Source organism: Streptomyces sp. NPDC046821 (assembly GCF_040645335.1).
GTDB lineage: Bacteria > Actinomycetota > Actinomycetes > Streptomycetales > Streptomycetaceae > Streptomyces.
Genome location: NZ_JBEYYB010000016.1, coordinates 82,910 through 96,983, shown reverse-complemented (window position 1 = coordinate 96,983; position 14,074 = coordinate 82,910). Strand labels below are relative to the sequence as shown.

Genomic DNA, 14,074 nt, shown 5'->3' with positions numbered 1-14,074 from the left:
TGACCTGGAGAGCCCCTCCCCGGGAGAGGCGAGTGACCTGGAGAGCCCCTCCCCGGGAGAGGCGAGTGACCTACAGCGCCCCTCTCCGGGAGAGGCGGGTGACCTACAGAGCCCCTCTCCGGGAGAGCTGGTTGAAGAAGAGCCAGCCCGGCAGGACCGGCAGCCACAGGGTCAGCAGCCGGTAGAGCAGCACGGCCGGGGCCGCGACCTCCTTGGGGAGTCCTACGGCGATCAGGCCGAACGTCAGCGTCGCTTCGACGGCCCCGACACCGCCCGGCGTCGGCGCGGCGGAGCCGAGCGCGTTGCCCGCGAGGAAGACGACGGCGACGCTGGCCACGCTCAGGGTCGTCGAGGAGTCCCCGAAGGCGCGGATCGACGCGTCCAGGCACATCACGAAGCAGGCGGTCAGCAGCAGCATCCCGCCGATGCCGGTGAGCAGCTTCTGCGGCCGCTGGAGCACGTCCAACATGCGCGGCACGACACCCGCGAAGAGCGACCTCACGCGCGTGACGACGAATTTCCGCAGGAACGGGATCGACGTCACCACGAGCACGAGCACCGCGACCGTCAGCAGGCCAGCGATGACCGTCCGGGACGGCGACAGGGACGGCGTCTTCTCCGTGCCGGTCAGATAGCCGAATGTCAGCAGCATCAGGATGTGGGCGCCCAGACCGAAGAGCTGGGACGCGCCGACACTGGCCACCGCGAGCCCGGGGCGTACCCCCGCGCGCTGGAGGAAGCGCGTGTTGAGCGCGACGCCGCCGACGGCGGCCGGTGCCACGATCTTCACGAACGAGCCGGCGACCTGCGCCGCGACGGTCCTCAGGAACCCCACGCGCTCCGGGACGAACCCGAGTAGGGCCATCGCCGCGGCGAAGTAGCTCAGCGCCGAGAACAGGACGGCCGCGGCCACCCAGCCCCACTGCGCGTTGCGGAAGAGCGTGCCGAACTCGGTCTGGGTGAGCTGCGTCAGCAGGAAGTACGCGCCGATGGCGCCGGCGATGTAACTCACCAGGGTGCGCGGCTTGACGCGCTCCAGACGGGCCGGTTCGACCGGCGCCTGCGGGCGGATGCGGAGCACCTGGTGGCGGATCTGGGTGAGCAGATCCTCCTCGCGGGCCTCTTCCAGGGCCTCGTCGATGGCCTTCTTCTCGGCCTGCCGCTCGGCCTTCTCCGCCTGCCGTTCGGCCTGCCGCTCAGCCTTCCCGGCCTGCCGCCCGGTCTTCGCGACGGGCGTCTCCGTAGAGGGCGATTTCTTGTCGGCCTTCTCCGTAGACGCCGGTTTCCCGGCGGAGGTCGGTGTTCCGGCGCTGTCCGGAAGGGTTCCGGTGCTGTCCGGAAGGGGCTCTGTCACTTCGCCGCGCTCGGTGCGCTGTGCGGCCACCGCGCCCGTGGAGGACGCCCGGGCGGAGGTTGTCTCCGCCAGGGCGGCCTCTTCGAGCCGGGCCTGCTTCGCCCGGTGGGACGCCTCGAGTACGGCTTCGCGCTCCCGCTGGGCACGCTCCCTGCCGAGCTTGCGCAGCGTCGAGCGCGTCGTACGGCTCAGGGCGATGGGCTGGAGCAGCGGCAGACAGTCGGCGATCGCGTCGGGGCCGAGCACGCCCACGGCGGACGCCACCGCCCGTTCGGCGCCCACGCGCAGGCCCAGTGTGGCCAGGAGCTGCGCGATGTCCATCCGCAGGATCAGATCGCCGGACGCGATCTCGCCGCCGCGCAGATCCGTGAGGATCACCGTGCCGGAACGATCCACCACGATGGCGTCGCCGGTGAGCCGACGGTGGGCGATACGCCGCGACTGGAGCGCCTGCACCTGGTGCCACGTGTCGCGCAGCAGGTCGTCGGTGATCTCCTCGTCGGGCACCGCGTCGAGGGAGCGGCCGCCCGTGTGCTCGTAGACGAGCATGACCGCGTCGGGGCCGAGCTCGGCAGTCGCGATCAGCTTCGGCGCGTTGGCGCCCGCCGCGATCGCCGCGTACGCGAGCAGCGCCTCCTGCTCCAGCGCCTGGCGCAGGGACTGCAGACTCCGGCCCGTGGTGATGCCGCGCAGCGTCAGACGGCGCCACACGCGGTAGAAGAAGCCCTGCGCCTGCTGCTCACGGTCGACGATCGTGACGTCCAGGGGCGGGCCGTCCTCCAGGGTGACGAAGTACCGCCGCCCTCTGTCGCCGTTCTCCGTAGTGCCCTCGTGGGCCTCCTCGCGGGACGCGCTCACCGGGTGGAACCCGACGTGCCGCAGGCCCGCCAGCAGGTTCTGGCCCGTCGGCCGCACGTTCGGCGAACCGACCGTGTAGAGCGTTCCGTAGGCGACGGTCCAGCCGATCAGGACCGTCAGGACGATCGCGAACGGCGTCGTGTACCCGGTGACGAGCATCGCGAACGCGTCGAGCAGCAGCACCACCCACAGCACCACACGCCAGCGTGGTCTTCGGGACATCCCGACCGCCGTCATATAGGCGATGACGGGCGCGAGATAGCCGTGCACCGGATCGGTCAGCGCGTGGATGTCGCCGGGCGAGGGACGGGTGAGCGCGTCCTGGATCGACTGCGGCGCGCCCTGCGCGACCCACAGGTCGGTCGCGAGCGTCACCCCGTGCGCCAGGACGGCGGCGAGCACACCGTCGGCGATGCGCAGCCCGTCCCGTTTGATCAGCCGCTCGATCGCGAAGGCGACCGGCACGAGGAGGATCGCGATGCTCGACGCGAGCCCCGCGAACTTGATCAGGAGGTCGGGCGCGGCCCCCGTGCCCTTGCTGATGTCCTGCTGCAGACCGGACGTCGTTCCGTGTGCGAACGCCGCGACAGCCAGCACCACGACGATCGCGAGTACGCCGACCAGGAGCCGCATGAGATCGGACGGGCGGTGCACGCGCGCGGGGAGGAGGGGTTCGTCCCCCTCGACCCGCTCGGCGTGCGTGTCCGCGTCGATGGATGTGGGGTCGACGAGGGGGACCTCGGTCCGGCCGGCTTCCTTCTTGTCGTCCTTCGCCGCCGCTTCCCGCCCGCCCGTTTCCGCCACGGCCGGGTGGCCGGGGTGCTCGGACGAGGGGGTGTGGTCGGCCTCACCGGTGTCCGGGCGCGCCGAAGCCCCGGACGTGCCCTCCGCCTTATCGGGGTGCACGCCCTGCTGCTCCGTCGTCTCTTCTTGATCTCGTATCACCAGTCACCGCCCGCACGATGGTGGCACGTCCCACCGACACAAGGGGGCATCAGGGTGCGATGCGGGGGAGCAAAGTATCCCGCAAACACGGCTCCGCGTGTCGTCATCGGGCCTCTCCACGTCCCGTGAGCGGGCCGTCACAGTGTCGGTGGGGTGCGGCAGGATGGCCGGATGAGCGAGGAGAGCGGTGCGGCGGGTGAGCTGCCGGAGTACGCGGAGCGGGTGCTCGAGGTCGCGGAACTGATCCCGTCCGGGCGCGTCATGACCTACGGAGACGTCGCCGAGTGGCTGGGCGACGGCGGACCGCGCCAGGTCGGCCGCGTGATGGCCCTCTACGGAGGAGCCGTTCCGTGGTGGCGGGTCGTCCGCTCGGACGGTGTGCTGCTGCCCGGACACGAACTGCGCGCCCTGGAGCACTACCGGACCGAGGGCACCCCCTTGCGACAGGCCTCGCGCGCGTCCGGAGGCAACCTCCCGCGCCTCGACATGAGGCGCGCGCGATGGGACGGCGGACAACGCGCGGAATCTCACACCTGACAGCTTCCGCCATCGCACGCCCGAACGGGGGGCCCGTGGCCCGTAAGAGGGAAACAAGGTGAACGCGGCACTCCGCCGCCACCGCGCGCGTTCGTGAATCGCGGCACACCCGCGCCCCACGGGGCCCGGGAGAGCCGACGGAAGACCGGCTTCCGCCACACTCGACGGCGTAGCGTCGACGGCGCACACCTGCCTCACCCCGCCGCCACCACCCCGCCCGGACGGCCGCCGGCCGCCCACTTGCCCCCGCACACCCACCAGGACCAGCGATCCACGTGAGCTCCCCTCCCTCCACCCGGAACCTGTCGCACCGCCAGGTACGACAGGGGACCCCCGGCGCGTACCGACTGGTGCGTACCCCGCCGGACCCGGTGGACCCCCCTCGTCTGGACGCACGGCAGCGCGCCGTGGTTGACCATGAACGGGGCCCGCTTCTCGTCCTGGCGGGACCGGGTACGGGCAAGACGACGACGCTGGTCGAGGCGGTCGCCGCGCGCGTGGCCAAGGGCACCGCCCCCGAGCGCATCCTGGTCCTCACCTTCAGCCGCAAGGCCGCCGTCGAACTGCGCGACCGCATGGCCCGGCGCATCGGCGCCGCCCGCGCACCACAGGCCACCACGTTCCACTCGTTCTGCTACGCCCTCGTCCGCGCCCACCAGGACGCGAGCCTCTTCGCGGAACCCCTGCGCCTGCTGTCAGGTCCCGAACAGGACGTCGCGGTACGCGAGCTGCTCGCCGGCCAGATGGACCTGGAGCGGGCCGGGCTCGCCCATGTGCGCTGGCCCGACGAACTGCGGGCCTGCCTCACCACGCGCGGCTTCGCCGACGAGGTCCGCGCCGTGCTCGCCCGCAGCCGCGAACTGGGCCTCGGCCCCGCGGCGCTCGACGCCTTCGCCCGGCGCATCGGCCGCCCCGACTGGAAGGCCGCAGCCACCTTCCTCGCCGAATATCTCGACGTCCTCGACCTGCACGGCGTCCTCGACTACGCCGAACTCGTCCACCGCGCGGTCCTCCTCGCCCACCGCACCCCGGTCGCCGACGAGCTCGCCACGCGCTACGACGCCGTGTTCGTCGACGAGTACCAGGACACCGACCCGGCCCAGGTCCGGCTGCTGCACGCCCTCGCGGGCAACGGCCGCACGCTGCTCGCCTTCGGAGACCCCGACCAGTCGATCTACACGTTCCGCGGCGCCGACGTGAACGGGATCCTCCAGTTCCCGCACGACTTCCCGCGAGCCGACGGCAACCCGGCCCCCGTAGAGGTCCTCACGACGTCCCGCCGCTCCGGGGCGCGCCTCCTGGACGCCACCCGGCGCATCACCCAGCGGATGCCCCTGACGCGGCTCCCTGCCGACAAGGTGCGCGCCCACCGTGACCTCACCCCCGCGCGGGACGGCGGCCGGGCCGAGGTCTACACGTACCCGACCTCCGGCACAGAGCTCGACAACATCGCGGACATCCTGCGCCGCGCCCACCTCGAGGACGGCGTCCCCTGGAGCGACATGGCCGTCCTCGTCCGGGCCGGCACGCGTTCCATACCGGCGATCCGGCGCACCCTCACCGCCGCCGGCGTCCCTCTCGACATCGACGGCGACGACCTGCCGCTGCGCCACGAGCCGGCGGTCACGCCGCTGCTGACGGCGCTGCGGGCGGTGGCGCTCGGTGTGGGGGCGGAGGCGGGCGTCACGGAGGACAGCGCCGCCGAACCCGGTGACGACTCCGAACCCCCCGTCTGGCTCGACACCGAGACCGCGCTCGACCTCCTCGCCTCGCCCCTCGCCGGTATGGACGCCGCCGACCTGCGCCGGCTCGGCCGTGCCCTGCGTGAGGAGGAGCGCGCCGCCGGGAACCACGTACCGCCGCCCTCCGACGAGCTCCTCGCGCGCGCCCTCGCCCAGCCCGAGCGCCTGGCCGCGCACGACCCCGCCCACGCGCGCGGTGCCCAGCGCCTCGGCGCCCTGCTCCGCGCGGCACGCGATGTGCTCACCGCAGGCGGCACCGCCGAAGAGGCCCTCTGGCAGCTGTGGAACGGCACCTCGTGGCCCCAGCGCCTGGAACGCGCCGCCCGCAGGGGAGGCGCCGCCGGACGCAACGCCGACCGCGACCTCGACGCCGTGTGCGCCCTCTTCGCGACGGCCGCCCGCGCGGAGGAACGCACCGGAGGCCGTGGCGCCCTGAACTTCCTCGAAGAGGTCGAGGCCCAGGACATCGCCGCCGACACCCTCGCCGGCCGCGCCGTACGCCCCGACGCCGTACGTCTTATGACCGCCCACCGCTCCAAGGGCCTCGAATGGCGCCTCGTCGTCGTGGCCGGCGTACAGGAAGGGCTCTGGCCCGATCTGCGGCGCCGTGGCTCACTCCTCGAAGCCGACCGGATCGGACGCGACGGGCTGGCCGAACCCCTCACCCCGGGAGCGCTCCTCTCCGAAGAGCGCCGCCTGTTCTACGTGGCCGCCACGCGCGCGCGTGAACGGCTCGTCGTCACCGCGGTCAAGGCTCCCGCCGACGACGGCGACCAGCCGTCCCGCTTCCTCACCGAACTCGGCGTGGAGCCGCAGGACGTGACCGGCCGCCCCAGGCGCCCCCTGGCCGTCGCCGCGCTCGTCGCCGAACTGCGCTCCACGACTGTCGACCCCCGGCAGTCCGCGGCACTGCGCGACGCAGCTGCCCGCCGCCTCGCGCGCCTCGCCGCCCTCACCGACGACGACGGACGCCCTCTGGTGCCGTCCGCGCACCCCTACCGCTGGTGGGGCATGGACGACCCGACGGAGAGCCGGATTCCGCTCCGCGACCGGGACAAGCCCGTCGTGCTCTCCGGAAGCGCCCTCGACCAGCTCGCCAACACCTGCTCCCTGCAGTGGTTCCTCGGCCGCGAGGTGAAGGCCGACGCCCCCGCCACGGCCGCCCAGGGCTTCGGGAACGTCGTCCACGTACTCGCCGACGAGGTCGCCTCCGGCCGGACACCGGCCGATCTCGACGTCCTCATGGAGCGCCTCGACTCGGTGTGGGACGCCCTCGCTTTCGACGCCCCCTGGAAGTCGACGCAGGAGAAGGAGAACGCGCGCGTGGCGCTCGAACGCTTCCTGCGGTGGCACGTCGACTCCGGCCGCGTCCGTACGCCCGTGGCGAGCGAGCACTCCTTCGACGTCACCCTCGAAGCGGGCTCCTACGAAGTACGCATCCGCGGCTCCATGGACCGCGTCGAACGCGACACCGAAGGCCGCGCCTACGTAGTCGACTTCAAGACCGGCAAGAACGCTCCCAGTGCCGCCGATGTGGCCCGCCACCCGCAGCTCGCCGTCTACCAGCTCGCCGTCCGCGAGGGCGCCGTCGACGAACACTTCGGCGGCGAACGCCCTGAGCCAGGCGGCGCCGAACTCGTGCATCTGCGCCAGGGCGCCGCCAAGAAGGACGGCGGCGACGCCCTGCCCAAGACGCAGGCGCAGCAGCCTCTCAGTGACGGGGGAGAGGACGGCGAGGGCACATGGGTCGGCGACCTGCTCGCCACCGCAGCCGGCAAGGTGCTCGACGAACGCTTCTCGCCGACTACGGGACAGCACTGCACGCACTGCGCGTTCCGCGCCTCGTGCAGCGCGCGGCCGGAGGGGAAGCACGTCGTGGAGTGACGGGTGGCGTGGCGGAGGCCGGGTGACGTTCAGGGCGTGACGTACGCCTCTCCTCGGTGACGTTCGCCGTCCGCGACGCCCGACCGGACTGGCCTGGTCCGGCCGGAGCCCGCCCGGATCCGTCGGGATGGGTCCGGGAGCGGTCCGGGGCTGTCAGTGGGGCCGGTTAGTGTCGATGAGGTGACCACGCGACTCACCGATCCCGAGCAGCTCAAGGAGTTGCTGGGGATCCCTTTCACCCCGGAGCAGACGGCCTGCATCACGGCGCCGCCCGCCCCGCAGGTGATCGTGGCCGGAGCCGGGTCGGGCAAGACGACGGTGATGGCCGCCCGCGTCGTCTGGCTCGTCGGCACCGGACAGGTCGCTCCCGAACAGGTACTCGGCCTGACCTTCACCAACAAGGCCGCCGGCGAGCTCGCCGAGCGCGTCCGCAAGGCACTGATCAAGGCAGGCGTCACCGACCCTGACGTCATCGACCCGGACAACCCCCCGGGCGAGCCCGTGATCTCCACGTACCACGCCTTCGCCGGGCGGCTCCTGACCGATCACGGCCTGCGCATCGGCCTCGAACCCACCGCGCGGCTGCTCGCCGACGCCACCCGCTTTCAGCTCGCCGCCCGTGTCCTGCGTGAGGCGCCGGGCCCCTACCCGGCCCTCACCAGGTCGTTCGCCGACCTCGTCAGCGACCTGCTCACCCTCGACGCCGAGCTGGCCGAACACCTGGTCCAGCCCGACGCCCTGCGCGCCTACGACACCAATCTCCTGCGCACCCTCGAAGGCCAGAAGCTCAGCAACGCCGACCTGCGCAAGGTCCCCGAGGCAGCCGCCGCCCGCCTCGCCCTCACGGGACTCGTCACCCGGTACCGCGAGGCCAAGCGCACCCGCGACCTCCTCGACTTCGGCGACCAGATCGCCCTCTCCGCGACCCTGGCCCGCACCCGTTCCGACGTCGGCGCCATCCTGCGCGACGAGTTCCGCGTCGTCCTCCTCGACGAGTACCAGGACACCTCCGTCGCCCAGCGCATCCTCCTGGCCGGCCTCTTCGGAGCGGGCACCGGCCACGCCGTGACCGCCGTCGGCGACCCCTGCCAGGCGATCTACGGCTGGCGCGGCGCCTCCGTCGCCAACCTCGACGACTTCCCGGAGCACTTCGCCCACGCCGACGGCCGCCCCGCCACCCGCTTCTCCCTCAGCGAGAACCGCCGTAGCGGCGGCCGCCTCCTCGACCTCGCCAACGACCTCGCCCAGCCGCTGCGCGCGCTCCACGAAGGCGTCGAAGCCCTGCGCCCGGCCCCCGGCGCCGAACGCGACGGCGTCGTCCGCAGCGCCCTCCTGCGCACCCACGCCGAGGAGATCGACTGGCTTGGCGACTCCATCGCCCACCTCGTCCGCACCGGGACCGCCCCCGGCGAGATCGCCGTCCTGTGCCGCACGGCGACGGACTTCGCCGCGATCCAGGGCGCCCTCGTCGCGCGCGACATCCCTGTCGAGGTCGTCGGCCTCTCCGGCCTGCTCCACCTCCCCGAGGTGGCCGACCTCGTCGCCGTCTGCGAAGTCCTCCAGGACCCCGGGGCCAACGCCTCACTGGTCCGCCTCCTGACCGGCCCCCGCTGGCGCATCGGCGCCCGCGACCTCGCCCTCCTCGGCCGCCGCGCCCGCCATCTCGTCGCCCACGCGCGCGGGGGCGACGACGACCCGGACCGCCGCCTCGCCGAAGCCGTCGAGGGGGTCGACCCCTCCGAGGTGATATCGCTCGCCGACGCCCTCGACACGTTTCTGGAGACCCCTCTCGACGAGCCGGGCGACGACGGCCTGCCCTTCTCAGCCGACGCGCGCGTACGGTTCGCGCGCCTCGCCACCGAGCTGCGTGACCTGCGCCGCTCGCTCGCCGACCCGCTGATGGACGTACTCCACCGCGTCCTCGCCGTCACCGGTCTCGAAGTCGAACTCGCCGCCTCGCCGCACGCCCTCGCCGCGCGCCGCCGCGAGACGCTGTCCAACTTCCTCGACATCGCCGCCTCCTTCGCCGCGAACGACAGCTCCGCGACGCTGCTCGCGTTCCTCGGCTTCCTGCGCACGGCAGCCCAGTACGAGAAGGGCCTCGACAACGCGCTGCCCGGCGGCGAGGACACCGTGAAGGTGCTCACCGCCCACAAGTCCAAGGGCCTGGAGTGGGACGTCGTAGCGGTTCCCGGCCTCGTCACCGGTACGTTCCCCAGCGCCCAGGGCCGCGAGAAGTGGACCGCCCAGAGCAAGGTCCTGCCGCACGAACTGCGTGGCGACGCCGCCACGCTGCCCGACATCGAGGCGTGGGACTCCAAGGCTATGAAGGCCTTCCACGAGGAGATGAAGGAACACCAGCGGACCGAGGAACTCCGCCTCGGCTACGTCACGTTCACCCGCCCCCGCACCCTCCTCCTCGGCTCGGGCCACTGGTGGGGCCCCGCCCAGAAGAAGCCCCGTGGCCCCTCCGACTTCCTCCAGGCGCTCTACGACCACTGCGCCGCCGGACACGGAGAGATCGAGGTCTGGGCCGACGAACCGGAGGAGGGCGAGGAGAATCCCGCGCTCCAGGAGGCGTCGGCCGAGCAGGCGTGGCCGCTTCCGCTCGACGACGAGGCGATGGCGCGGCGGCGCGCGGCGGCGGCGACGGTCCTCGCCCACCTCGAAACCCTGGCGGAAGGCGACGCGGGGGAACACCCGGCGACGTACGAGGACCCGGAGTGGCCGCCCGCGCCCGAGGAGGAGCCGTTCGGGGACGAGTGGGACGACTGGGACGAGCTGGAGGCATCGACGGACTGGGACGAGCTGACCCAGGAACGGCCTACGCTCCCGCACCAGACGAGCCACCGGGACGCCGACCCTCAGGCCGCCGACGCCCACGCCCAGCTTCAGGACGCCGACAGCCACGTCCACCCTCAGGACGCCCACGCCCACGCCCACGCCGACGACGCTCACACCCAGGACGCCCACGCCGCCCCCCAGCCCGCCTCCGCCCCCGACGCCCACCCCCCGCTAACCCCGGAGGACACCCGCACAATCGCCTCCTGGGACCGCGACCTGGACGCCCTCACCGGCGAGCTCCTCCGCTCCCGTCAGGCCGTCCGGGACGTCCCCCTGCCCACCACTCTCACCGCCTCCCAGCTCCTGCACCTGGCCGCCGACCCCGACGGCTTCGCCCAGGACCTGGCGCGCCCCATGCCCCGCCCGCCCCAGCCCGCCGCCCGCCGCGGCACCCGCTTCCACGCCTGGGTCCAGTCCCGCTTCGAAGAGCTCCGCCTGCCCATGCTCGGCCCCGAGGAGATCCCCGGCAGCGAGGCCGACATCGCCGACGAACGCGACCTCGAAACCCTCAAGGAAGCCTTCGACCGCACGCCCTACGCGCACCGCACACCGCACCGCGTGGAGACGCCGTTCCAGATCACCCTCGCGGGCCGCGTCATCCGGGGCCGCATCGACGCCGTCTACAAAGAAGGCGACGGCGACGACATCACGTACGAGATCGTCGACTGGAAGACCGCGCGCGGCCGCACCGGGGATCCCCTCCAGCTGGCCGTCTACCGGCTGGCCTGGGCCGAGCAGCACGGGCTTGCGCCCGAGTCCGTGCGTGCCACGTTCGTGTACGTCCGCGACGGCGAGACCGTGACGCCCCGCGACCTCCCCGGGCGGGCCGAACTGGAACGTCTCCTTGTCGCAGAGCACGGCCCTGGCCTGGACGAACGGACCGCACCGGAACCGCCGGACAAGCACGCCCAGGCGGGCGGATAAGGTCGGGAACATGAGCAAGCCAGCCGACAACGCGGACAACGCCGTCAGCGCCGTCCGTGCGTACATCGAGACCCACCACGACGCGTTCCTCCAGGATCTCGCCGAGTGGCTCCGCATCCCGTCCGTGTCGGCCCAGCCCGACCACGCACCCGACGTGCGCCGCAGCGCCGACTGGCTCGCAGAGAAGCTCCGGGAGACCGGCTTCCCGACCACCGAGATCTGGGAGACGCCCGGCGCCCCCGCCGTCTTCGCCGACTGGCCCTCGGACGACCCGCACGCCCCCACCGTCCTCGTCTACGGGCACCACGACGTGCAGCCCGCGGCCCGCGAGGACGGCTGGAACACCGACCCGTTCGACCCCGTCGTCATCGGGAACCGCCTGCACGCGCGCGGAGCCGCCGACGACAAGGGGCAGGTGTTCTTCCACACCCTCGGCGTCCGCGCCCACCTCGCCGCCACCGGCCGCACGACGCCCGCCGTCCACCTCAAGCTCCTCATCGAGGGCGAGGAGGAGTCCGGGTCGCCGAACTTCCGCGCCCTCGTCGAGCAGCGCAAGGACCGCCTCGCCGCCGACGCCGTGATCGTCTCCGACACCGGCATGTGGTCCGAGGACACCCCCACCGTCTGCACCGGAATGCGCGGCCTCGCCGAGTGCGAGATCGAACTCCGTGGACCCGACCAGGACATCCACTCCGGTTCCTTCGGCGGCGCCGTACCCAACCCGGCGATGGCCGCCGCCCGCCTCGTCGCCGCCCTGCACGACGAGCACGCGCGCGTGGCCGTCCCCGGCTTCTACGACGGCATCACGCCCCTCACCGACCGCGAACGGGAACTCTTCGCCGAGCTTCCGTTCGACGAGGCCCAGTGGCTGCGTACCGCGCATTCGCACGCCACCCAGGGCGAGGCCGGCCACACCACGCTCGAGCGGATCTGGGCCCGCCCCACCGCCGAGGTGAACGGCATCGGCGGCGGCTACCAGGGACCCGGCGGCAAGACGATCGTCCCGTCGTCCGCGATGCTGAAGCTGTCATTCCGGCTGGTCGCGGGGCAGGACCCAGAGCGCATCGAGAAGGCCGTCGCCGAGTGGGTCGCCGGGCAGCTCCCCGCCGGGATCCGCCACACCATCACCTTCCTCGGCGCCACCCGCCCCTGCCTCACGCCGCTCGACCACCCCGCGCTCCAGTCCGTGGTCCGTGCCATGGGCCTCGCGTTCGACCAGAAGATCCGCTTCACGCGCGAGGGAGGCTCCGGCCCCGCCGCCGACCTCCAGGACGTGCTCGACGCACCCGTCCTCTTCCTCGGCATCTCCGTCCCCTCCGACGGCTGGCACGCCCCGAACGAGAAGGTCGAGCTCGACCTTCTCAAGAAGGGCGTCGAAACAGCCGCCCACCTGTGGGGCGACCTCGCGGAGAACTGGCGCGATGCACACTGAATGAGCCACCCCACGCGCCGCACACCGCACCCGCCCAGCCGCACCGTCCCGCCGGAAAACCCGTTCCACAGGGGGAGTTGGAAGTACCCGTGACCACCACCTGGACCGCTCAAGCAGCCGACCGCCCGCTCGCGCTCTCCGCGCCGAGCGGCATCGACCGCGCCGCACACCACCGCCTCGACGAGGCCTGGCTCGCCGCAGCCTGGAGCCACCCCACCACCCGCGTCTTCGTGGTCTCCGGCGGACAGGTGCTCATCGACGAGACGGCGGACGGCGCCACCGAACTGGTCATGACCCCGGCCTTCGAGGCACCCCCCACGCAGTCCCACCGCTACTTCCTGGGCACCGACGACGACGGCGTCAGCTACTTCGCCCTCCAGAAGGACAGCCTCCCCGGCCGCATGGACCAGTCGGCACGCCCGGCCGGCCTGCGCGAGGCCGGACTCCTCCTGTCCGACCGGGACGCCGGCCTCATGACGCACGCCGTCGCCCTGGAGAACTGGCAGCGCCTGCACCGCTTCTGCTCCCGCTGCGGCGAGCGCACCGTCATCGCCGCCGCGGGCCACGTCCGCCGCTGCCAGGCCTGCGGAGCCGAGCACTACCCGCGCACCGACCCCGCGGTGATCATGCTCGTCACGGACGACCAGGACCGCGCGCTCCTCGGCCGCCAGGTCCACTGGCCGGAAGGCCGCTTCTCGACGCTCGCCGGCTTCGTCGAGCCCGGGGAGTCCATCGAACAGTCCGTGCGCCGCGAGGTGTTCGAGGAGGCCGGAGTCGTCGTCGGCGAGGACGTCGAGTACGTCGCCAGCCAGCCCTGGCCGTTCCCGTCCAGCCTGATGCTCGGCTTCATGGCCCGCGCCACCTCGTCGGAGATCAACGTCGACGGCGAGGAGATCCACGAAGCCCGCTGGTTCTCCCGCGAAGACCTGCGGGCCGCGTTCGAGTCCGGAGAGGTCATCCCTCCCTACGGAATCTCGATCGCGGCCCGTCTCATCGAGCTCTGGTACGGCAAGCCCCTGCCCAAGCCGGGCGACGCCGCGTAAGACGGCGCCGCACAAGCCGACGGCGTACAAAACCCCGGCCACGAGCCCTCGGGCTCTGGCCGGGGTGCACCCGCTCCGGTCAGGCGAGCTTCTGCTTGACCTGCGCCAGCGAAGGGTTCGTCAGCGTCGAACCGTCCGGGAAGAGAACGGTCGGAACCGTCTGGTTCCCGCCGTTCGCCTTCTCGACGAACGCCGCCGAGTCAGGGTCCTGCTCGATGTTGACCTCGGTGTACTGGATGCCCTCGCGGTCCATCTGGCCCTTCAGCCGACGGCAGTAGCCGCACCACGTCGTGCTGTACATCGTCACAGTCCCCGGCATGTTCTTCGTGCTCCTTTACGGCTCGGGATGCGTAGTAGCAAAAGGTCGAACGCACATGACCCGGCCACCATTCCCCGTTCCGGGCCGAACACCGCGAGACGTGACGCGCACCGCACTCTCCGAGCCTGCGTACGTGACGCGCACCGCACTCTCGTGAGCCCGCGCACGTGATGCGCACCGCATTAATACGAC

General features: G+C 72.4%; 7 protein-coding genes. 5 read left to right on the top strand and 2 right to left on the bottom strand.

Annotated elements, in window-relative coordinates; translation table 11 throughout:
* Positions 1 to 103: 103 nt before the first annotated feature.
* Positions 104 to 3,157 (bottom strand): lysylphosphatidylglycerol synthase domain-containing protein, encoded by a 3,054-nt coding sequence (locus ABZ893_RS30170; protein ID WP_361409952.1) that lies wholly within the window; start codon positions 3,155 to 3,157, stop codon positions 104 to 106.
* 171 nt (positions 3,158 to 3,328) lie between these two features.
* Here ABZ893_RS30170 and ABZ893_RS30165 point away from each other — a divergent pair, with 171 nt between their 5' ends.
* The 5 genes from ABZ893_RS30165 (at position 3,329) to nudC (ending at position 13,563) form a co-directional block, all read left to right on the top strand.
* Positions 3,329 to 3,694, top strand: a complete 366-nt coding sequence (locus ABZ893_RS30165) for an MGMT family protein (protein ID WP_361409949.1) — start codon at positions 3,329 to 3,331, stop codon at positions 3,692 to 3,694.
* 275 nt (positions 3,695 to 3,969) lie between these two features.
* Entirely contained in the window at positions 3,970 to 7,320 is a 3,351-nt protein-coding gene (locus tag ABZ893_RS30160; protein ID WP_361409946.1) for an ATP-dependent DNA helicase, read from the top strand.
* 180 nt (positions 7,321 to 7,500) lie between these two features.
* Entirely contained in the window at positions 7,501 to 11,088 is a 3,588-nt protein-coding gene (locus tag ABZ893_RS30155; RefSeq protein WP_361409944.1) for an ATP-dependent DNA helicase, read from the top strand.
* Positions 11,089 to 11,098: 10 nt separating this feature from the next.
* The gene (locus tag ABZ893_RS30150; protein WP_361409941.1) at positions 11,099 to 12,520 is read left to right on the top strand and encodes a dipeptidase; all 1,422 of its coding nucleotides are present in this window, start codon (positions 11,099 to 11,101) and stop codon (positions 12,518 to 12,520) included.
* An 89-nt stretch (positions 12,521 to 12,609) separates the two neighbouring features.
* The gene (gene nudC / locus ABZ893_RS30145; protein ID WP_361409938.1) at positions 12,610 to 13,563 is read left to right on the top strand and encodes an NAD(+) diphosphatase; all 954 of its coding nucleotides are present in this window, start codon (positions 12,610 to 12,612) and stop codon (positions 13,561 to 13,563) included.
* Positions 13,564 to 13,642: 79 nt separating this feature from the next.
* Here the strand turns inward: nudC and ABZ893_RS30140 are convergent, their stop codons facing one another.
* Positions 13,643 to 13,882 (bottom strand): mycoredoxin, encoded by a 240-nt coding sequence (locus tag ABZ893_RS30140; protein WP_361409935.1) that lies wholly within the window; start codon positions 13,880 to 13,882, stop codon positions 13,643 to 13,645.
* Between the last annotated feature and the right edge of the window lie 192 nt (positions 13,883 to 14,074).